Source organism: Tenacibaculum bernardetii (assembly GCF_029125915.1).
In the GTDB taxonomy this organism is placed as follows: Bacteria; Bacteroidota; Bacteroidia; order Flavobacteriales; family Flavobacteriaceae; genus Polaribacter; species Polaribacter bernardetii.
Genome location: NZ_JAQJCU010000012.1, coordinates 40,166 through 62,853, shown reverse-complemented (window position 1 = coordinate 62,853; position 22,688 = coordinate 40,166). Strand labels below are relative to the sequence as shown.

General features: G+C 31.5%; 20 protein-coding genes. 11 read left to right on the top strand and 9 right to left on the bottom strand.

Annotated features, from left to right (window positions below; genetic code table 11):
- Positions 1-778: 778 nt before the first annotated feature.
- The 5 genes from thrS (at position 779) to P2G10_RS10535 (ending at position 4,705) form a co-directional block, all read left to right on the top strand.
- Positions 779-2,725 carry a threonine--tRNA ligase gene (thrS, locus tag P2G10_RS10555; protein ID WP_275316527.1) on the top strand — a complete coding sequence of 649 codons (1,947 nt, stop codon included), beginning with the start codon at positions 779-781 and terminating at the stop codon, positions 2,723-2,725.
- Between the two features lie 72 nt (positions 2,726-2,797).
- Complete coding sequence (gene infC, locus P2G10_RS10550) at positions 2,798-3,316, top strand: translation initiation factor IF-3 (protein WP_255555931.1); 519 nt, start codon at positions 2,798-2,800, stop codon at positions 3,314-3,316.
- A 48-nt stretch (positions 3,317-3,364) separates the two neighbouring features.
- A complete protein-coding gene (rpmI, locus tag P2G10_RS10545; protein ID WP_028887164.1) occupies positions 3,365-3,562 on the top strand; it encodes a 50S ribosomal protein L35 in 198 nt (65 codons plus the stop codon).
- 105 nt (positions 3,563-3,667) lie between these two features.
- Complete coding sequence (gene rplT / locus P2G10_RS10540) at positions 3,668-4,012, top strand: 50S ribosomal protein L20 (RefSeq protein ID WP_218772269.1); 345 nt, start codon at positions 3,668-3,670, stop codon at positions 4,010-4,012.
- Between the two features lie 93 nt (positions 4,013-4,105).
- Entirely contained in the window at positions 4,106-4,705 is a 600-nt protein-coding gene (locus P2G10_RS10535) for a hypothetical protein (RefSeq protein ID WP_218772268.1), read from the top strand.
- A 74-nt stretch (positions 4,706-4,779) separates the two neighbouring features.
- Here the strand turns inward: P2G10_RS10535 and P2G10_RS10530 are convergent, their stop codons facing one another.
- Positions 4,780-6,456 (bottom strand): formate--tetrahydrofolate ligase, encoded by a 1,677-nt coding sequence (locus tag P2G10_RS10530; RefSeq protein ID WP_275316526.1) that lies wholly within the window; start codon positions 6,454-6,456, stop codon positions 4,780-4,782.
- Positions 6,457-6,662: 206 nt separating this feature from the next.
- Between P2G10_RS10530 and secDF the strand changes: the two genes are divergently transcribed.
- The 4 genes from secDF (at position 6,663) to P2G10_RS10510 (ending at position 12,720) form a co-directional block, all read left to right on the top strand.
- Positions 6,663-9,641: a protein translocase subunit SecDF gene (secDF, locus tag P2G10_RS10525; protein WP_275316525.1), complete on the top strand. Its 2,979-nt coding sequence runs from the start codon at positions 6,663-6,665 to the stop codon at positions 9,639-9,641.
- Positions 9,642-9,728: 87 nt separating this feature from the next.
- Positions 9,729-10,847: an adenylate kinase gene (locus P2G10_RS10520; protein WP_218772264.1), complete on the top strand. Its 1,119-nt coding sequence runs from the start codon at positions 9,729-9,731 to the stop codon at positions 10,845-10,847.
- Between the two features lie 125 nt (positions 10,848-10,972).
- Entirely contained in the window at positions 10,973-11,962 is a 990-nt protein-coding gene (obgE, locus tag P2G10_RS10515) for a GTPase ObgE (protein WP_275316523.1), read from the top strand.
- Between the two features lie 125 nt (positions 11,963-12,087).
- Positions 12,088-12,720, top strand: a complete 633-nt coding sequence (locus P2G10_RS10510) for an AbiU2 domain-containing protein (RefSeq protein ID WP_275316522.1) — start codon at positions 12,088-12,090, stop codon at positions 12,718-12,720.
- 20 nt (positions 12,721-12,740) lie between these two features.
- Here P2G10_RS10510 and P2G10_RS10505 read toward each other — a convergent pair whose 3' ends face one another.
- The 5 genes from P2G10_RS10505 to surE all read right to left on the bottom strand — a co-directional run bounded on the left by P2G10_RS10505 (position 12,741) and on the right by surE (position 15,977).
- Entirely contained in the window at positions 12,741-13,211 is a 471-nt protein-coding gene (locus tag P2G10_RS10505; protein ID WP_275316520.1) for a C40 family peptidase, read from the bottom strand.
- 3 nt (positions 13,212-13,214) lie between these two features.
- Positions 13,215-13,730: a C40 family peptidase gene (locus P2G10_RS10500; RefSeq protein WP_275316519.1), complete on the bottom strand. Its 516-nt coding sequence runs from the start codon at positions 13,728-13,730 to the stop codon at positions 13,215-13,217.
- Between the two features lie 79 nt (positions 13,731-13,809).
- On the bottom strand, positions 13,810-14,919 hold the full coding sequence (gene lpxB / locus P2G10_RS10495; protein WP_275316518.1) for a lipid-A-disaccharide synthase: 1,110 nt from the start codon (positions 14,917-14,919) through the stop codon (positions 13,810-13,812).
- A 12-nt stretch (positions 14,920-14,931) separates the two neighbouring features.
- On the bottom strand, positions 14,932-15,219 hold the full coding sequence (locus P2G10_RS10490) for a hypothetical protein (RefSeq protein ID WP_275316517.1): 288 nt from the start codon (positions 15,217-15,219) through the stop codon (positions 14,932-14,934).
- The gene (gene surE, locus P2G10_RS10485) at positions 15,207-15,977 is read right to left on the bottom strand and encodes a 5'/3'-nucleotidase SurE (RefSeq protein WP_275316516.1); all 771 of its coding nucleotides are present in this window, start codon (positions 15,975-15,977) and stop codon (positions 15,207-15,209) included. The genes P2G10_RS10490 and surE overlap by 13 nt, the downstream gene beginning before the upstream one ends.
- Before the next feature lie 350 nt (positions 15,978-16,327).
- On the opposite strand from surE, the gene P2G10_RS10480 reads away from it, so the two are divergent.
- Positions 16,328-18,448, top strand: coding sequence for a carboxy terminal-processing peptidase (locus P2G10_RS10480; RefSeq protein ID WP_275316515.1), 2,121 nt, complete (start codon positions 16,328-16,330; stop codon positions 18,446-18,448).
- Between the two features lie 107 nt (positions 18,449-18,555).
- On the opposite strand, the gene P2G10_RS10475 is transcribed toward P2G10_RS10480, so the two are convergent.
- Positions 18,556-19,350 (bottom strand): DUF2797 domain-containing protein, encoded by a 795-nt coding sequence (locus tag P2G10_RS10475; RefSeq protein ID WP_275316513.1) that lies wholly within the window; start codon positions 19,348-19,350, stop codon positions 18,556-18,558.
- A gap of 65 nt (positions 19,351-19,415) precedes the next feature.
- On the opposite strand from P2G10_RS10475, the gene P2G10_RS10470 reads away from it, so the two are divergent.
- On the top strand, positions 19,416-20,924 hold the full coding sequence (locus tag P2G10_RS10470) for a GH3 auxin-responsive promoter family protein (protein ID WP_275316512.1): 1,509 nt from the start codon (positions 19,416-19,418) through the stop codon (positions 20,922-20,924).
- 2 nt (positions 20,925-20,926) lie between these two features.
- Here P2G10_RS10470 and P2G10_RS10465 read toward each other — a convergent pair whose 3' ends face one another.
- Both P2G10_RS10465 and P2G10_RS10460 read right to left on the bottom strand, forming a co-directional pair.
- Positions 20,927-21,346, bottom strand: a complete 420-nt coding sequence (locus tag P2G10_RS10465; RefSeq protein WP_275316511.1) for a hypothetical protein — start codon at positions 21,344-21,346, stop codon at positions 20,927-20,929.
- An 80-nt stretch (positions 21,347-21,426) separates the two neighbouring features.
- Positions 21,427-22,680, bottom strand: coding sequence for a tetratricopeptide repeat protein (locus P2G10_RS10460; protein WP_275316510.1), 1,254 nt, complete (start codon positions 22,678-22,680; stop codon positions 21,427-21,429).
- Between the last annotated feature and the right edge of the window lie 8 nt (positions 22,681-22,688).

Genomic DNA, 22,688 nt, shown 5'->3' with positions numbered 1-22,688 from the left:
AACGTGGTTATTCTACTCTTTGTTTACGCTGTCAATTTCAATATTTTCAATGAACTTTTAGGGTATCGCACTCATGCTGTAAAACACTCGTTATAAATCCTAATTTTGTAGAAACGCTAGATTCGAACTAACTGATTTTTATTACCAAATCATTCCAAAATTTCTCTGATCGTTTCGCTTTCTTAAAGCGGTTGCAAATCTATAAACTTTTCTAAAACTGACAAAACTTTTTGAAGCTTTTTTTAAGTTTATTTTTACAACATTTTAATGAACTACTTACCTTAAATCGGACTGCAAAGATACTCTCTTTAATCTGTACTAAACAAGTAATATTTAACTTATTTTTTACACTTTATTAAAACTATCTTAACCAGTATTTTTTATGACCTTTTAAAGCATCTCACTCATGCTCTGTAGTACTCGTTTTTCCCTTAGCGGGTGCAAATATAGATTCCTTTTCTTACATAACAACTACCCTTATGTACCTTTTTTTAAAGTATTATTTTTACCACTGTTTTCTAGTTACTTAACTCTAATATTAATCTTATCTTTTATTTTTTTGCTATTAGATTGTGCTTCGCGTGAGGGATTGAACGACGTGTTTGAGCTCTTTTTACCTTTTTTGGTAAAAAAGCGAGTAGTGAAAGCCCGACAATTTTATAGAAATTGACACGCCCTAAAAATAGCACTCATATATATTGTATTAAAAATGGTTTTGCAATATCTTTGTCTTTTGAAAATTCTCACTTGTAAGGGAATTAAACATAACCTATATATAATGATTAAAATTACTTTACCTGACGGAAGCGTCAAAGAATTTGAAACAAACAGCACATCAATGGATGTTGCTAAAAGTATAAGTGAAGGGTTTGCTAGAAATGTTATTTCTGCAAATTTTAATGGTACCACTATCGAAACCTCCACTCCGCTTACGACAGATGGTTCTTTAATACTATATACCTTTAATGACGAAGGTGGTAAGAAGGCTTTTTGGCATTCTTCTGCGCACGTGTTAGCTCAGGCTATCCTAGAGTTTCACCCAAATGCTAAATTAACAATAGGACCAGCAATTGATAATGGTTTTTATTATGACGTTGATTTAGGAGAGGGAACTATTTCTGATAAGGATTTCTCTGCTATTGAAAAAAAGTTTTTAGAATTTGCTAGAGGAAAGCATGAGTTTAAATTACGTTCTATTTCTAAAGCAGATGCCCTAGCCTACTATAAAGAAGAAGGAAATGAATATAAAGTTGAATTAATTGAAAATTTAACTGACGGTGACATTACTTTTTGTGACCATAGTGATTTCACTGATTTATGTAGAGGTGGACATGTTCCTAACACAGGAATACTAAAAGCCATTAAAGTGATGAGTGTTGCTGGTGCTTATTGGAGAGGTGATGAAAAAAACAAGCAATTAACTCGTATATATGGGATCTCTTTTCCGAAACAAAAAATGCTTACGGAGTATTTAGAGTTATTGGAAGAGGCTAAAAAACGTGATCATAGAAAACTAGGTAAAGAATTAGAGTTATTTACGTTCTCTCAGAAAGTAGGAGCTGGTTTACCTTTATGGTTACCTAAAGGAGCTGCTTTACGAAATCGCTTAGAAGAGTTTTTAAAGAAGGCTCAAAAGAAAGCTGGTTACGAAATGGTAATGACTCCGCATATCGGACAAAAGGAGCTATATGTTACTTCTGGTCATTATGCTAAATATGGTGAAGATAGTTTTCAACCCATAAAAACTCCTAAAATGGATGAAGAGTTTTTATTAAAGCCTATGAATTGCCCACATCACTGTGAAGTTTACAACTTTAAACCTCATTCTTATAAAGATTTACCAAAACGTTTTGCTGAATTCGGAACTGTTTACAGGTACGAACAAAGTGGAGAATTACATGGATTAACCCGTGTAAGAGGTTTTACACAGGATGATGCTCATATTTTTTGTACACCAGATCAATTAGATCAAGAATTTAAAGATGTAATTGATTTAGTACTTTATGTATTTAAATCTTTAGGTTTTGAGGACTTTACCGCGCAGGTTTCTATAAGAGACATGTCGAATCCTGATAAATATATAGGTGATGTTAAAACATGGGAACTAGCTGAACAAGCAATTATAAATGCAGCAACAGATAAAGGTTTAGATTTTGTTATTGAAGAAGGTGAAGCTGCCTTTTACGGTCCGAAATTAGACTTTATGGTAAAAGATGCTTTAGGTAGAAGTTGGCAACTTGGAACTATTCAGGTTGATTATAATTTACCAGAACGTTTTGACTTAAACTACAAAGGAAGTGACAACGAATTACATCGTCCGGTGATGATTCACCGCGCACCTTTTGGCTCGATGGAACGATTTATTGCTGTGTTATTAGAGCATACAGGGGGTAATTTTCCTCTTTGGTTAACGCCAGAGCAGGTTATTATACTGCCAATCAGTGAGAAATATCAAAAATATACTAAAAAAGTTTTAACTTTGTTAGAAAATTCCGAAATTCGCGCCCTGGTAGATAACCGAAGTGAGAAAACTGGAAGAAAGATTCGTGACGCTGAAGTAAGCAAAATTCCGTTTATGGTAATTGTTGGTGAAAAGGAAGAACAAGATGGCACGGTATCTGTAAGAAAACACGGAGAAGGAGATATAGGAACATTTACAATAGAAGAATTTATATCTCTAATACAAAAAGAAGTTAGTGAAGTATTGGTTCCTTTTGGAAACTAAAAAATAAATAATAATTTAAATATATAGGTCATAGCAATTAGAAGAAGAGGCGGACGTAGACCGCTCAGAGTAATCAAAGAAGATCAACATAGAATTAATGATAAAATTAAATATGTTGAGGAAGTTCGTCTTGTTGGCGAAAACATCGAAGTTGGTGTTTATGCTTTGGAAAAAGCCAAAGAAATAGCACGTGAGCAAGAGTTAGATTTAGTTGAAATTTCACCTAAAGCCGTACCTCCTGTTTGTAAAGTTATTGATTATAAAAAGTTTTTATACGAACAGAAAAAACGTGATAAAGCTTTAAAATCAAAAGCAACTAAAGTTATTGTAAAAGAGATTCGTTTCGGACCTCAAACTGATGAGCATGATTATGAGTTTAAAAAGAAACATGCAATTAAGTTTTTACAAGACGGTGCAAAGTTGAAAGCATTTGTTTTCTTCAAAGGACGTTCGATTGTTTTTAAAGAACAAGGGCAAATTTTATTATTAAAATTAGCTCAAGAATTAGAAGATTACGGTAAGGTAGAGCAAATGCCTAAGTTAGAAGGAAAACGTATGATTATGTTTATAGCTCCTAAAAAGAGTAAGTAAACTAAAAATCGTTCATAATATATAAGCAAGATAAACTAAAAAACAAAGATGCCTAAAATTAAAACAAAGTCTAGTGCCAAGAAACGTTTCAAGATAACTGGTTCTGGAAAGATCAAAAGAAAGCACGCGTTTAAAAGTCATATCTTAACAAAGAAGTCTAAAAAACGTAAGCTTGCTTTAAGACACGCAACATTAGTACACAAGTCTGATGTAGCAAACATTAAGCAACAATTAGTTTTAAAATAATATTTTAAACTAGTCTGTTAGCCAGGGAATTTAATTATTAACCATGGAGTTAGGCCCAATTAAGTATCGATATTCGATCGCCTACTACAAAAAACCATTTGAATTATGCCAAGATCAGTAAATTCAGTAGCCTCAAGAAAAAGAAGAAAAAAAATCTTGAAGGCAGCAAAAGGTTACTTTGGAAGACGTAAAAACGTTTACACAGTAGCAAAGAATGCGGTAGAAAAAGCGATGACATATGCTTATCGTGACCGTAAAAACAATAAGAGAAACTTCCGTTCATTATGGATTCAACGTATTAACGCAGGAGCCCGTCAGTATGGAATGTCTTACTCTCAGTTTATGGGAAAAGTTAAAGCTAATAGTATCGAATTAAACCGTAAGGTTTTAGCCGATTTAGCTATGAACAACCCAGAAGCTTTTAAGGCCATTGTAGAAAAAGTAAAATAAGTTTCATATACTTGCTTATACTAAAAACCCAAACTTAAACGTTTGGGTTTTTTTAAACCTATTATATTCAATATGTACATAAAATTCTCATCTATGAAAACTTTAAGAATTCTATTTTTAATTATCATAACACAAAACATTGCGGCACAAGGTCGTTTATCTAAAAGTCAAGTAGATTCTTTGCCTAATACTATAGAAAATCAGTTTACAAAAATTTACAGATTATCTAACAATTGGCAAGAGTACAAAATGATTAAAAGAACTCAATTTATGAGTTTTCAAAAAAACATACTTGATAGTGTTTCTGCTATAAAGAAAGATGTAATTACAAAGCAGCTTAAAATAAACGAACAATTAAAAAACTCTAATTCTTTAAAAGAAGAAATCACAACATTAAAAGGTAATTTATCTGTATCTCTTGAAAAAGAAGATGCTATTTCTTTTTTAGGAATACCTTTAAACAAAGCAACCTATAATACTATTCTTTGGAGTATTATTGGTGGTTTACTTATTGGATTGGCTTTTTTTATTTTTAAGTTTAACGGAAGCTACTCTATTACAAAAGAAACAAAAGATTTATTAGTTGATGTTGAGCATGAATTTGAACAGTACAAAAGAAGCTCTATTAGTAAAGAACAAAAATTAAGACGTCAGTTACAAGATGAAATTAACAAACAACGTGGTGTGAATTAATTTTTTAACCCGATATAAAACAACAAACCCCGAGTTAAATAACTCGGGGTTTGTTGTTTTTAATTGACGCTTATTTATGACAACCCTGAAATTACACCATTACTATCGATACTCATATTCTCGGAAGCTGGTGTTACCGGTAAACCAGGCATACGCATCATTTTACCTAAAATAGGAATTACAAATTGTGCCCCTGCTGCAATCTCTATTTCACGAACATTAATGGTAAAACCCTTTGGTCTTCCTATCAACTTATCATCATCAGAAAAAGATTTTTGGGTTTTTGCCATACAAACCGCAAAATCATTAAACCCTAATCTATCAATTCTTCTTAAATTTAATTCTGCTTTTTTATCATAAGTAACACCATCGGCACCATAAATTTCTTTTGAAATCTTTTCTATTTTATCTTTTACAGGACCTTTCCAATCATATAAAGGTTTAAATTGTGTTGCTCTATTTTCAACCACATTAACCACTGCTTTTGCTAAGTTTTTAGTTCCTTCTCCTCCTTTTTCCCAACCTTCTGAAACTACAGCTTCAACACCTAGTATTTTACAAGCAGCAATTACAAAACTAACCTCTTCATCAGAGTCAGAAATAAATGAATTGATTGCAACTACTGGCTCGATATTGAACTTGCGAATATTTTCTATATGTTTTTCAAGATTTTTAAACCCGTCTTTAACTTTCTCCAAGTTAAAAGTATTATATTCTTCTTTCTTAGCTCCACCATGATGGCGCAATGCTCTAATAGTTGCAACCAACACAACACACTTCGGATTTAATCCTGCGTATGCAGATTTAATATTTAAAAACTTCTCTGCTCCTAAATCGGCTCCAAAACCCGCTTCGGTAACCACATAATTAGACAATGACAATCCCATTTTAGTAGCAATAATTGTATTTGTTCCTTGTGCTATGTTTGCAAAAGGCCCTCCATGAATAATTGCAGGGTTCTCTTCTAGCGTTTGTACTAGGTTTGGTTTAATAGCATCTTTTAGTAAAATAGCCATGGCGTCTTGTGCATTTAAATCAGCAGCAAAAACAGGCTTTTTATCAAAAGTAAATCCGATAAATATATTACCTAATCGCTTTTTTAAATCATCAAAATTCATCGCCATACAAAGTATTGCCATTACTTCGGATGCTGGCGTAATATTAAAACCATCTTCACGAGGAATACCGTTTGCTGTTCCGCCTAAACCAATCGTAATTTGACGCAATGCACGATCATTCATATCAATAACACGTTTCCATAAAATAGTACGCGGATCTATATTTAAATTATTCGTTTGGCTTTGTAAATTATTATCTATCAAAGCCGATAATAAATTATTTGCTTTTTCAATGGCGTTAAAATCACCCGTAAAATGCAAATTGATATCTTCCATTGGCACTACTTGTGAATAACCACCTCCGGCAGCACCACCTTTAATTCCGAATACCGGCCCTAACGAAGGCTCTCTTAAAACTACAGTAGCTTGTTTACCTATCTTATTCAATCCTTCGGTTAACCCGATAGAAACTGTGGTTTTACCTTCTCCTGCAGGTGTAGGCGTTAAGGCAGTTACTAAAACTAAATTATTCTCTTTTATTCTATCTTCATCAATTAAATGCAAAGGCAATTTAGCTTTATATTTACCATACATTTCTAAATCATCTTCTTCTACTTTTAGCTTATTGGCTATATACTTAATATGTTGTAAATCTTTTGCTTGCGCTATCTCTATATCGCTTAAATGTGCCATAGCTTATTTTTTTATTTTTAGTTATTGATTATTATAAAACGAGAAAGTAAATGTACATAATATAATCCCTACAAAAACTGACATTTATTAGCTTTATATAACTAAACTTAGTGGATTCAGATAAATATGATAAAAGAATTGGCAAATCTTTTTTGAAATACTATATTTGCACGTTTTAAAAAAGAACTCGAATTAAACTATTATAGATGCAGAACAAAGGTCTTATTAAATTATTTGCTGTCCTTTTCGGATTAGTAAGCTTGTACCAACTGTCGTTTACATTTTTTGCTAATAAAGTAGAAGATAGCGCTAAAGTATATGCAAAGGAAAACGTTAAAGATAACAACGGTAGAGAGTTAGCTAGATTTGAGAGAAAATATCTTGACAGTGTTGCTAACGATAAAATAGTAAATTTAGGCGTTGCTGAGTACTCTTATAACGACATTAAGGAGCGTGAAATGAACCTTGGTTTAGACTTAAAAGGAGGTATAAATGCTATTTTACAAGTATCTGTAAAAGATATTTTAGTTGCTTTAGCAAACAACTCTAATAACAGCGTTTTTAGAGAAGCTTTAGAGAAAGCTAACGAAGCTCAAAAAGCAAGTCAAGATAATTACTTAGATTTATTTTTTAGCGAATTCGAAACATTAAGTAACGGAACCGTTAAATTAAGTGACCCTGCAATATTCGGAACAAAGTCTTTACGTGAAAAAATCGACTTTAATAAAACGAATGCTGAAGTAAAAGTTGTTCTTCAAGAAGAAATTAATACATCTATCAATACTTCTTTTGAAGTACTACGTAGTCGTATTGATAAATTTGGGGTAACACAACCAAACATACAACGTATTGGTAACTCTGGTAGAATTCAAATTGAATTAGCAGGAGCTAAAGATATAGAACGTGTTACTAAATTAATTACAAGTACTGCTGAATTACAGTTTTGGGAAGTATATACCAATGCTGAAGTTCAAAACTTTTTCTTTGCTGCAAATGCAAAGGTTGCTGAAATCTTAAAAGATGATTCAACTACTGAAAAAGTTAAAGATTCTACAAAAACTGATGACATCGATGATTTATTAGGTGCATCTGCTGATTCAACTAAAGTTGACAATCAAAAAAACTTATTTACTTACTTGTTTCCTAATGTAGCTCAAAACCAACAACAAATGAGCTCTTTAGTTGCACAAGCTAGAGTACAAGACACTGCTAAAGTTAACAGCTTATTAGCAGATAAAAGCGTAAGAGCTTTATTACCTACTAATTTAAAGTACGTTAAATTCTTATGGGACTACAAAGCACAACCTAGTACTGATGGTTCTGCAGAAATTATAGGTTTATATGCCATAAAATCTAACAGAAACGACAAACCTGCAATTGATGGAGATGTAATAGCTGACGCAAAACAAGATTATGATGAGCTAAGTAAGCCAGTTGTTTCTATGTTAATGAATGGTACAGGAACTAAAAAATGGGCAAAAATGACTAGCGAAAACGTTGGTAAATTTGTTGCTGTTGTTTTAGATGATTACGTTTATACTGCACCTGTTGTAAACGGCGCAATTACTGGAGGAAGTACTCAGATTTCTGGAGGGACAATGAGTGTTACAGAAGCACAAGATATTTCTACAGTATTAAAAGCTGGTAAATTACCTGCTCCTGCAAGAATTATTCAAATGGAAGTTGTTGGTCCATCATTAGGTCAAGAATCTATTGATGCAAGTATCTGGTCATTCGGATTAGCAATCTTATTAATCTTAATATGGATGATTTTATATTATGGTAAAGCTGGTTTATATGCAAACATTGCTTTATTAGTAAACATCTTATTTATCTTCGGATGGTTGGTATCGTTTAACGCGGTATTAACATTACCTGGTATTGCTGGTATTATATTAACCATAGGTATGTCGGTAGATGCAAACGTAATTATTTTCGAAAGAATTAAAGAAGCCTTAAGAGGTGGTAAAAGTTTAGATACAGCAGTTAGTGAAGGATTTAGTTTTAAAGGAGCTTTATCTGCAATTATCGATGCAAACATTACCACTTTCTTAACAGGTCTTATCTTATTTATATTTGGTACAGGACCAATTAAAGGTTTTGCTTATACTTTAATGTTAGGTATTGCAACTTCATTATTTACTGCAATTTTTATTACTCGTTTATTAATAGACGGATCAGTAAATAAAAAAGCTAACTTAACTTTTAATACAAATATTTCTAAAAACTGGTTTAACAATATCAATATCGAATTCTTAAAGAAACGTAAGTTAGCTTACATCATTTCTGGATTCTTTATTCTTGCTGGTTTAGTTTCTATTTTTACTTTAGGATTAAAACAAGGAGTAGATTTTAAAGGAGGTCGTTCTTATGTTGTTCGTTTCGATCAGCCAATGAACGCTACTGAAGTTGCTGCTTCTTTACAAGGTGCTTTTGAAGCTGCTCCTGAGGTTAAAACTTACGGTTCAGATAATCAATTAAAAATAACTACAGCTTTTAAAATTGATGAAGAAGGTACTGAGGTTGATGAACAAGTTCAGAATGCTTTATACAGCGGATTAAAATCTTATTTAGGTACAACTTCTTACGAAGACTTTAAACCTGGATTCGAAAAAGCTGGTAGCGGAATTATGAGCTACATGAAAGTAGAGCCAACCATTGCTGATGATATTAAAAAATCTGCATTATGGGCGGTAATCGGTTCATTACTTGTAGTATTCTTATATATCTTATTACGTTTTAGAAAAATGTCTTACTCTATTGGTGCAGTAGCAGCAGTATTTCACGATGTATTAGTGGTATTAGGAGTATTTTCTATCTGTTACAAATTCATGCCTTTTGATATGGAAATCGGACAATCTTTTATCGCAGCTATCTTAACAGTTGTTGGATACTCATTAAATGATACCGTGGTAATTTTCGATAGAATTAGAGAATATGCAGGCGAAAGCAAAACATTTACTGCTGGTTTAGTAGACAAAGCATTAAGTAGCACTTTAGGAAGAACAATAAATACCTCTTTAACTACATTATTAGTAATGTTAGCTATCTTTTTCTTCGGAGGAGATTCTATTAAAGGATTTATGTTCGCATTAATAGTAGGTGTAGTTGTAGGTACGTATTCATCATTATTCGTAGCAACACCAATTATGTTTGATGCTTCTAAAAAAGAAGACAAAGAGTAACATTCTTATATAGATTACAAAAACCGTTTTGAATATTATTCAAAACGGTTTTTTCATTTACAATCAAGCAACTATCTTTGCAGTCTGATGAAAATTACAAAACTCCACGATTTATACTTTAAAGAATTCATTTCTTCAAATGAAATCTCAACGATTGCTAAAAAATTAGCACAACAAGTAAGGGCAGATTTACCTGAAGATGAAGTGCCACTATTTATTGGTATTTTAAACGGATGCTTTGTTTTTACTGCCGATTTTTTACGTGCATACAAAGGCGATTGTGAAATTAGTTTTGTAAAATTAGCTTCTTATGCAGGAACAACATCAACAGATGATGTAAAAAAACTAATCGGTATTAATGAAGATATAACGAACCGTACGGTTATTATATTAGAAGATATTATTGATACTGGCGCAACATTACAGGAGATTTACGAAATCTTCAAAACAAAAAACATAAAAGAATTAAAAATAGTAACACTTTTTTACAAGCCAGATGTATATCGAAAAGAGTTGCCTATAAATTATATCGGAAAGAGTATTGAAGATAAATTTATTGTAGGTTACGGATTAGATTACAAAGGCTATGGTAGAAACTTGCCTGCTATTTACCAATTAACAACACAACCTAAAATGAAAAACATCGTATTATTTGGCCCTCCAGGTGCCGGAAAAGGAACACAAGCCGATTTATTAAAAGAAAAATATAATTTAGTTCATATTTCTACTGGTGATGTTTTCCGTTTCAATATCAAAAATAAAACGGAACTAGGCTTACTTGCTAAAACGTATATGGATGACGGAAATTTAGTTCCGGATGAAGTAACCATTAATATGTTAAAAGCGGAAGTAGAAAGAAATGCAGATGCTAACGGATTTATCTTTGATGGTTTTCCTAGAACAGAATCACAAGCAGAGGCTTTAGACACTTTTTTAGGTGAAAAGAACGAAAGAATTAACGGTATGGTTGCTTTAGAAGTTTCTGAAGATTTATTAGTTGATCGCTTATTAGAAAGAGGTAAAACAAGTGGTAGAACTGATGATACTGATGAAAGTAAAATTAGAAATCGTTTTAACGAATACAATACAAAAACAGCTATTTTAAAAGACTATTACCAAGAACAAGGTAATTATTACGGGGTAAACGGTGTAGGTTCTATTGAGGAGATTACACAACGTTTATCAACCGTGTTTGATACATTATAAGACTCACGTCATTCCGAATGAAATGAAGGAATCTTTAAATAGATTGCTTCAAAATTAACATTTATAGGATAGACGTCAATTAACTTAGTTCTGTTTAAATAAAAACAGAAAACAACTTAGAAACAATGACTGAAGGAAATTTTGTTGACTATATAAAAATCTACGCATCTTCTGGTAAAGGAGGTCGAGGATCAGTACACTTACATCGTGAGAAATTTATTACTAAAGGTGGACCTGATGGAGGTGACGGTGGTCGTGGAGGTCACATTATTTTACGTGGCGATAAAAGTATGTGGACACTTTTTCACTTAAAATTTAAACGTCATTTTAGAGCAGAACCGGGTGGTGATGGTAGTGCGAGTCGAAGTACTGGGCATGATGCAAAAGACATTATTGTTCCTGTACCATTAGGAACTATTATTCGCGATGCCGATACTGACGAAATTTTATACGAAGTTACGCACCATGATCAAGATATTACCTTATTAGAAGGTGGTAAAGGTGGTCGTGGAAACTGGCACTTTAAATCATCTACAAACCAAGCTCCGCGTTATGCACAACCTGGTATTGATGGTGTAGATGGATGGTTTCGAATAGAACTTAAATTATTAGCTGATGTTGGTTTAGTTGGTTTTCCTAATGCAGGTAAATCTACTTTATTATCAGTAATTACAGCAGCAAAGCCAAAAATTGCAGATTATGCTTTTACAACCCTTAAACCAAATTTAGGTATTGTAGAACACCGTAATCATAAAAGTTTTGTGGTAGCAGATATTCCTGGAATTATAGAAGGAGCGGCTGAAGGAAAAGGTTTAGGGCATTATTTTTTACGTCATATTGAGCGTAACTCAACCTTGCTTTTCTTAATTCCTGCGGATAGCAATGACATCAAAAAGGAATATGAAATTCTTTTAAACGAATTACGTAAACACAATCCTGAATTGTTAGACAAAGATCGTTTGTTAGCTATTTCTAAATCAGATATGTTAGATGACGAATTAAAAGAAGAAATTAAACAAGATTTACCAGAAGGTATTGATGCTTTGTTTATTTCGTCTGTAGCACAATTAGGACTACAAGAACTGAAGGATAAATTGTGGGATATATTAAATTAATATTCTTTCAATAATAAATTTTAAAAAAAGCAACCTCAAATGAGGTTGCTTTTTTGTTTTGGCTTTAGGCTGGTTTTCGATAATTATACTATCCATGTCCTAAATGATTTTTCACAAGCTAATAAATGAAACTACAAGAATTAAATAATTGGTTGAAAGAACTAAAATTTATAATAATTGATTTAAACATCTCAATTAATAGCTCTAAATATTTAATTAAGGAAGAAGACACTAAAACTGTAGAATCGATTAAAGAGCTCAGCTTTTTTAAGCACTATACTTATCAATTAAAATTTATAGCTATTATTCAACTTTCTAAATTTTTGGGGAAGAGTAAAAATCATAAAACCAACATAAACAAACTTTTAAATAAACTGAAAAACGAAGGATATGATACAGATTTAAACAATCTACTTTTAAAAAATTTGAATTCTAACAATGGATATAAGCATAAACAAGATATTATAAAATCTATTAATTTTTTAGAAAAAGAAATACAAAAATCAGAAGCAACTATAGCTAAAGTGGTAGACTTAAGGGACAAGGTATATGCTCATAATCAACCAAACAAGGTACTTAAAGACGTATATTGGAATGAATTAGAATTGTTAGTAATATTAGCTGCAAAATGTTATGATGAGGTATATAAAAATTTGCATCACATTGAAGTTAAATTTGAAAAAACATTACCTTGGGAAGTGAAAAGAATCATTGTAGGCTTAGCTTATTACAAAGACTTTTATAATAAAAATAACTAACAATTTCTAAATAATATAAACTACAATACTCGTGTCGCTTTTACAAACTCATTTTCCCAATAAGTTTCCTTCATTGAAGAAGTGATTACGCCTTTTGATGTGGTAGAATGCATAAAAAATATTTCATCATTCTCTATTAAAGTTATCAAGCCAACATGGTTTATTTCGCCTTTTAAACGTGCAATATCAAAAAAAAGCAAATCCCCTACTCTCACATCAATTAAAGCAATCTCTTTCCCTTTAACACTCATCGCTTTTGATGAACGTGGTAATTGAATACCTACTTGTTTAAACGATGTATTTACAAGACCAGAACAATCCATTCCGTTTTTAGTTGTTCCACCTGCTTTGTAAGAAACACCCGTATACGAATTGGCTATTTCTAGTAATTTATTAATTTTAGTATTTGCTATTTTATCGTTTTCTTGAATCGAAAACCTAAAAAAAATAAACACCATAATCACAATAAATAAAAGCAGGTTTTTGTTCATTTCTTATAAAATTCTTTTTGCCTTTATAAATGCTTTTTTCCAGTAATCATTATACAACGAAGTAACAAGAACTCCGCGAGAAGTTGTTGAGTGTATAAACTTAATATTACCGTTATCTATAGATGTTACCAAACCAACGTGATTAACTTTACCTCTTTTTCTAGAAGTTTTAAAGAATAATAAATCTCCTCGTTTCACTTTACGCAAAGAAATATCACGACTTTTACTGTACAACTCTCCAGATGTTCTTGGAACAGTAACATTACGTTGTTTAAAAGATGTATAAATTAAACCAGAACAATCCATGCCTTTTCTGGTCATTCCTCCATACCTGTATGGAACACCTTTATAAGTTACCGCTGTCCAAACAACTTTATCTGCAATTGTTGGATTTTTTAGTGAACTAGCTGATTTATTCTTTACTTTTTTAGGTTTTTTGTAAGTACTTATGTTTTTTGATGATCCACAGGAAACCATTAAAAAAGAAAGTAGTATTATATAGATTGATTTTTTTATCATATTATTATCAAATCGAGCGCAGTCGAGAGTTAATTCTACCTATTTTTATATCTCTCGACTACGCTCGAGAAGACATACATTATTGCAATCCGCTTACAATTAATTTTGCTGTTTTTTCAGAGGCTCCTTTACCACCTAACTTTTGTTCTAAATCGAAATACGACAAAAACAATTCCTCCCGGTGTTTAGGTTCTAAAATATGTTTTAGCTCCTTTTTAAGATTCTTTTTTGTAAAATCATTCTGAATTAATTCAGTTACCACCTCTTTATCCATAATTAAATTCACCAACGAAATATACTTTAAAGTAATAATTCGTTTTGCTATTTGATATGAAATATTACTTCCTTTATAACAAACTACTTGCGGCACTTTAAACAATGCTGTTTCTAAAGTTGCCGTTCCTGATGCGACTAAAGCTGCATGCGAAATACTTAATAAATCGTATGTTTTATTGTTGATAAATTTAACGTTAGAATCTCTAATAAATTCTTTGTAAAACTCATAAGGCTGACTCGGCGCTCCGGCAACCACAAATTGGTAATTAGAAAAATCGTCCACTAAAGAAAGCATTACGGATAACATCTTTGTTATTTCTTGCTTTCTACTTCCAGGTAACAAAACAACAATATCTTTATTACCTAAATTATGTTCCGATCTAAAATCTTTTACGTTTACTTGCTTTCTTCCTGCAATTCCGTCTATTAACGGATGCCCTACAAAATACACATCGTAGTTATATTTTTGATAAAATTCTTTTTCAAACGGAAGGATAACAAACATAGCATCAACATCACGTTTTATATCTTTTACCCTGCCTGCTCTACTTGCCCAAACTTGTGGAGAAATGTAATAATTGGTTTTAAAACCCTGTTCTTTTGCCCATTTTGCTATCCGAAGATTAAAACCTGAATTATCTATTAAAATTAACACATCTGGCTTAAAATTAGCAATATCTTTTTTACAGAAAGACATCATGCCTAATATCTTTCGTAAATTCATTAACACTTCTAAAAACCCCATAAAAGCTCGTTCTTTATAGTGCTTTACAAGCGTACCTCCTACTTCTTGCATTAAATCACCACCCCAAAAACGAATTTCTGCGGATGGATCTTCTTTTAATAAAGCTTTCATCAAGTTAGCGCCGTGTAAATCACCCGAAGCTTCACCTACAAGAATGTAATATTTCATGAATAGTAATTGTTATATAAATTTTAAAACAAGAGTTATTAAGGCAACAACGATTGTTGTCATTAAAACCCCTCTTGCTCTATAATCTTGATTCTTTTTTAAAAACACCCAAAAAACAAATAAATTAGGAATTGCAGCCAATGCCAAAACAGGTCCTAAAACACCACCTTCTATTACTTTTTTAAATGTTTCAGCCATTGTATCGTCCGATATAAATTCTAAATAAATAAAAAGACCACACAAAGTTGCTCCTACAGATGTTAAAACGCCTATTATAACTTCTTTACTTATATGTCCCATGAGTTTAATTTTTGAATTGCATGATGTGCCGTCATATCAAAATGCACAGGAACCATTGAAATAAATCCGTTTTCTAACGCCCAAATATCTGTATCCTGTCCTTTATCTCTGTTTACAAACTCTCCCGACAACCAGTAATATTCTTTACCATACGGACTCTTGCGCTTATCGAAATTTTCTTTCCAAAAACCATTTGCTTGGCGGCAAACACGTATTCCTTTAATATCATCTTCTTTTAACTTCGGAATATTTACATTTAACACCACGCCATCTGGCAAGCCGTTTAATAGAACATTCAGTACTATTTTTTCTATATATTTTTTAGCGGCTCTAAAATCGGCATGCCAATCAAAATCTAATAACGAAAAACCTATCGCAGGAATTCCTTCAATACCTGCTTCTACGGCAGCACTCATCGTACCAGAGTAAAGAACATTAATTGATGAATTTGCACCATGATTAATTCCTGAAACACATAAATCTGGCGTACGATTTAAAATTTCGTTTTTTGCCATTTTCACACAATCAGCCGGTGTACCAGAGCAACTGTATTCTATTTGTGGTCCGTCATCAATTGTAATAGGATTACAGCGCAAAACATTGTCTACCGTAATTGCATGTCCCATTCCGCTTTGCGGACTATCGGGTGCCACAACAACTACGTCACCAATTTTATTCATTATTTCTATCAACATACGAATACCAGGTGCGGTAATTCCGTCGTCGTTTGTTACCAAGATTAAGGGTCTTTCTTGCATAGTGTGTTAGTTTTACAACAAATGTAACATAAAAAAAGCACTATTATTTAACATTTTTTAAAGACAGAATCCTTTATTTTATGCGTAAAATTGTAGTAATCAAACACAAACAACATGGTACGTTTTATTGTTTATTTAACTGTTTTTATTATTTCTATATTTTTTTCGATAATAATCACTTAAAAAACAGATATTAGTTATAATAGTGCCCTTTTTTATTCATAATTTTAAATTAACAAAAACATTAACGATACCTATTAAATCATTTTAAAAAAAATGCCTCACTTAAAAAGTGGCATTATTTTAGTAGTTTAGTATCGCCAAGCACATAATTAAAAGACAGAAGATATATGAAGACGAAATTTATAATTCCTTTTTTAGCTATTACGTTATTATTTTCAAACGCAACTTATTCGAATACGGCTTCTGAACCAGATCCTGATAAAGACAGAGTAATTGTATATGTTTTAAAAAATATTTTAAGCAGATATCATTATGTTCAAAAAGAACTAAATGATGATTTTTCTGAACATGTTTACAATACATTTATTGATGGTTTAGATCCTAATAAAAGGTATTTTACACAAGAAGATTTAAAAGAGTTTTCTCAATTTAAATATCAAATAGATAACCAATTAAAAGACACTAAAATTGATTTTTACAAATTAGTATACAATCGATTTTTAGCAAAACTAGGTGCTGCAAAGGGTAATTACCGTGCATTATTAGCACAACCTTTTAATTACAAAAAAAATGAAGCTATTGATGTTGATTACGACGAAATACCATTTGCTAAAAATGAAAGTGAATTAATTGATTATTGGAGAAAACAGTTAAAACTTTCTATTTTAAGTAGAATTGAAGATGCGGAAGACTTACAAAATGATAAAGCTAAAAAAGACACTACTTTTAAAAAGAAAACATTTTCTGAACTTGAAAAAGAAGCAAGAAAAGAAGTCTTAAAAAGCATGAATGAATTATACCAACGCATTGATGAACTTGAAAATTCGGATTGGTATTCTACTTTCTTAAACAGTGTCGTTAGTGGTTTTGATCCACATACAACTTATATGTCTCCTCGTACGAAATCTCGTTTCGATCAAGAAATGTCAGGTAAATTAGAAGGTATTGGTGCACGTTTACAGAAAAAAGGAATGTACACACATATTGTTGAACTAATTTCTGGAGGACCAGCATGGAAACAAGGCGATTTAGAACCTGAAGATATTATTTTAAAGGTAGCACAAGGAGATGCAGAACCTTTAGATATTGTTGGTATGCGTTTAGATGATGCTATTAAATTTATCAAAGGAAAAAAAGGTACAGAGGTTCGCTTAACTGTTAAGAAAAAAATTGATGGTTCAACTAAAGTAATTCCTATTATTAGAGATGTTGTTGAATTGGATGAGACTTTTGTAAAATCGAGTATTGTTGAAAAAAATGGTGAGAAATACGGAATTATAGATCTACCAAGATTTTATATTGATTTTAATGACTTAAGCCGTAGAGATGCCGCAAAAGACATGGAGCAAGAAATTGAGCGATTAAAAAGCGAAAACGTAAAAGGATTAATTGTTGATTTACGTGATAATGGTGGTGGTTCTTTAAAAACAGCTATTGAAATAGGTGGATTATTTATTGAAAAAGGACCAATTGTACAAGTAAAGTATAGAGATGAAGCTCCTTTAGTAAAGAATGATACTGATGCTAAAATTCAATGGAATGGTCCTTTAGTTGTAATGGTGAATGAATTTTCTGCTTCGGCTTCTGAAATTTTTGCTGCTGCAATGCAAGATTATAAGCGTGGTGTAATTATAGGTGGTAAACAAACTTATGGTAAAGGAACCGTACAAAATGTGTTGCCTATTAACCGATTTTATGAAAAATACCCGAGTGATTTAGGTGCATTGAAAATGACTATTCAAAAATTTTATAGAATAAACGGTGGATCTACTCAAATTGAAGGTGTGTATTCTGATATATCATTACCTACAAGATATAGCTACATGAAATTTGGTGAGCGTGATTTAGACGGCGCTTTACCTTGGGATAAGGTAGAACAAGCCAAATATAGCACAACAAATACCTATAGTAATTTTGCAGATGCTATTTATAAGAGTCAACAACGTGTTCTTAACGATGAAAAATTCAAGAAAATTAATGAGTATGCTAAATGGTTGAAGAAAAATCAAGAAGAAAGACTCTATTCTTTAAAATATAGCACTTACAAAAAAGAAAGTGAGAACAAAACAAAAGAAGCTGAACAGTTTAAAGACCTTTATAAATTTGATTCTAACTTAACTTTTAACTCTCCAAAATACGAGCTAAACTTATTTACAAAAGATACTGTTTTAAAAGAAAAACGTGTTGTATGGCATAAGAACTTAAAAAAAGATATTTATTTAAACGAAGCGCTTAATGTGCTGAGTGAATTAAAAATGAATAAAAATTATACCATTGTAAAACAATAAAAAAAGCAGCCTACGGGCTGCTTTTTTTATTATAGCTGTTTCAAATTATAATCTAACGTCATTCTGAAACTGATTCCGAAACTCATAATAATAATAATAATTACTTACTAAACCAACTCTAATTTAACCACCAAACCTTCGTTAGCTCTAACGTTAAAAACAGTTTCATCTTCAAAAATTAAATATTGCCCTTTAACACCAACCAAAACACCCGTATAAGTTTGTTCTTTTACAATATTTAAACTTTTAGGTTTTAATGGATATTTAGCAACAGGAAAATTAATAATAGTCTCTTTATTATTTTCTATAATGTACTCTTGCGCCTCTGCAGGTATAAACTCTCTTAATTTCTCTTGCCAAGACACTAGGCTTTCATCTACAACATCATTCTTAAGCATTTTTCGCCAATTGGTTTTATCAGCTACATGCTCTTTTAAAGCTACTTCTGTAATTCCTGCTAAATAACGATTAGGAACCTCAACAATTTCAATTGCTTCATGCGCACCTTGATCTATCCAACGTGTTGGCACCTGTTGTTTTCTGGTAACACCAACTTTTACATTACTAGAATTTGCTAAATAAACAATATGCGGTTTTAATTGCACTTTTTTCTCATACTCTAAATCGCGATCTTCAATTCCTAAATGCGCTTTACTTAATTCAGGTCGCATAATCCAATCTCCAGCATTTGGTGTTTCAAAAAAGCAACTTTTACAAAACCCTTGACGGTATACCTCTTTTTCTAAATGACAGTTTAAACACTCATAGGTTACAAAACTTAATGTGATGCTTTTATTTAGTAACTGATTCACATTTATAAAATCAGATTTCATATCTAAATAATACTGAACTGTATCTAAATTTTCAGTTGTCATTTTTTTTAAAACTCCTTGGTATTGCATGTCTTAAATTTTATTACTTTTAGCTTCACAAACTTACAGTAAATAATTAAATTAAGAGGTAATATATGTCGTTTCCATTTATAAATTCTATCATTTCTTGGTTTTTAAAAAAGCGTAAACATCAAGTAGAATTATTTTTAAAATATCCTGTTGATGTACAAGATGAACTACTACAAAAATTACTAAATACTGCCAAGAATACCGAATTTGGAAAACAACATTCTTTTGCATCCATACATAATTACACTGATTTTTCTAACAATGTTCCTATTCAGAAATACGAAAGTATAGAACCTCTTATTGAGCGTTGTAGAAAAGGAGAACAAAATTTATTTTGGCCTACGCCTATTCATTGGTTTGCAAAAAGTAGCGGAACTACCAATGCCAAAAGTAAATTTATACCTGTTAGTGATGAAGCGCTAGAAGGCTGTCATCTAAAAGCAGGAAAAGACATGCTGTGTTTATACATTAATAATAATGAAGACACACAAATGTTTAAAGGTAAAGGATTAAAATTAGGAGGGAGTACAGCTATTTACGAAGACAATAATTCTTATTTCGGCGATTTATCTGCAATTATAACCGAAAACTTACCTTTTTGGGCAGATTTCAGCTCTGCTCCTAGCCAGGAAGTTTCTTTAATGGCTGAATGGGAAACTAAAATGGAAGCTATTATTGATGAAACTATCGATGAAAACATTACGAGTTTAGTTGGGGTTCCTAGCTGGATGTTGGTTTTATTAAATCGTGTTTTAGAAAAAACAGGAAAAGACAATATTTTAGAAGTTTGGCCAAACCTAGAAGTGTATTTTCATGGTGGCGTAAACTTTAGTCCATACCGTGAACAATATAAAAAACTGATTCCGAAAAAGGATTTCAAATACTATGAAACCTATAACGCTTCAGAAGGTTTTTTTGGAATTCAGGACAGAAATAATTCTGATGAAATGCTACTAATGTTAGATTATGGTATTTTTTATGAGTTTATTCCGATGAATACTTATGACGGAGAAAACTCAACTGCAATTTCACTTTCCGAAGTTAAAAAAGGCGTGAATTATGCCATTGTAATTACTACAAATGGTGGCTTATGGCGTTACTTAATTGGTGACACTGTTAAGTTTACTTCAACAGACCCTTATCGCATTAAAATTACCGGCCGAACCAAACATCATATTAATGTTTTTGGTGAAGAACTAATTATCGAAAATGCTGAAAAAGCATTAAAAGCGGCTAGTGAAAAAACCGATGCAAACATTAAAGATTACACTGTTGGTCCTATTTTTATGGATGGTAAAAAAAGTGGCGGTCATGAGTGGATTATCGAATTTAGTAAACCGCCTAAAAACATTAAATACTTTACCGAATTATTAGATAACTCTTTAAAAACTATCAATTCAGATTATGAAGCCAAACGCTACAACAATTTAACATTGGCAATGCCGATTATACGTGAAGCCCGTGAAAATTTATTTTACGATTGGCTACGAGAAAAAGGAAAACTTGGTGGCCAACATAAAGTACCTCGTTTATCTAACAAACGTGATTTTGTAGAGGAACTGTTAAACTTATAAGTTTAATAAACCTCAACTTTTAAAGGTAATTGATATTGTGTTGTTACCGGAATACCTCTTTTAAAAGCAGGAGTAATTCTTGGTAATTTCTTAATAGCACTTCTTAAAACACTATCTAATTTAGGTAGTTGATTTTTAATAGCTATCGATGCTGTAATTTTTTTAAGCCTAAACTTCCCTTTGTTATCAATTAATAAATCGATTAAAACAGTTTCATTAATAGTTTGTTCGGTTACGAAGTTATACGTTGTTAAAGAAGCTTGCATTCTTTTATGTATCTCTTCACTAAAACAAACGCTATTTTTTTTAATCGATAAATTTTTACAGTTTTTAAAAGTCGGAGAAACATCTACTTTCGTGTAATCAATAACAGCATTTAAGTTGTGGTCTTTATCATCTTCTGATAAAAAACCACAACTCAAACTTGTAAAAATTACTATAAAAAAAATCACATAAAAAAATCGCATCTCACTGATTTTGAGATGAAAATACAAAAAATGATTTACTCTAGCAGTTCTCCTTTTAAGAAATAAAACTTTTTAATTTCTTTTAAACGTGTTTTTACCTGACTCGTTAATAAAGAATCCTTAGTTTCAAACCTCTTCAGGTAATTTTTATAATGCTTGTATCCTATTTTCTTATCCCTATAAAAGTATTCTGAAGTGTTTGCTAACTGAAATAATGCTCTGTAATTCTTAAAGTTTTCTCCGTAAGCATCTCGGTAAGCATTCATTTCTTCTTTTGGCTTGCCTAATTCTTTATAAGCTCTTGCTAACTGATAATATTCTGTATCTCGGGCTTCTTTACCTACGTATGTTGCAAACCAATAATTAAAACGAGCACTTTTATAGTCTTTTTCAGCAAAATCAATATCACCTAAATACGTGTACGATTTAAAATCAGCTCTATCAATTTTTAGTGCTTTCTTAAAATTATTTCTTGCTTTTTCATAGTCTTTCAACTTAAAAAAACTGCGTCCTAACATCTTTTTCGTATAATGTTCGTTTGGTTCTAAAGAATCAATTTTCACTAACAAAGCAATTGCATCTTCATATTTTTTGCTTGTATATAATTTATTAATTTTTAATTTATTTAAAGCAATATGTTCCGTATTTACTTTTAAGCCTCTATCTATAAAAATACTGGCCGAATCTTTATCTCTTAAAAGCGTGTAAGCAACCGCTAATTGATGAATTGCTTTTATATGTTCGTTGTCGTTTTTATAAGTTGCTAAAAAACTATTAATTTTTAAATCTCTCTTTTTTAATAACGCATATACAATTGCCAATTGGTAATGATAATTTGCATTGCTCTCATCCTTTTTTAGGAGTTCCTCAAAAATAAGCTTTGCTTTCGTAGGCTGTTTTGTTTGTAAATACAGTTTTCCTAATTGATAATTTATTAATAAATTATCTGAATCGGTAGTTGTAATTTCTTCAAAAAATGTAATTGCTTTTTGCAACTTTTTCTCTTTCTGATAGCTTTTTCCTAAAGCTACTTTAACCGAATACCCATTATTTAGTGATAATGCTTTTTCGTAATATTTCGACGCTTGTTTATAGTTATCAATAGAACTATAAATATTTGCAATTTTTTTGTTTGATTGATAACTCTCTGGCAATCTTTTAAGCTGCACTAATGCTTTTTGATAACGCCCAATATTCACCAAACTATCTACAGCAATAAAAGTCGAGGTTTGCGCCCCGACTTTTAAAAATGAAATAACAAGAATAATAGTTAAAATTTTCTTTTTCATAGTTAAAA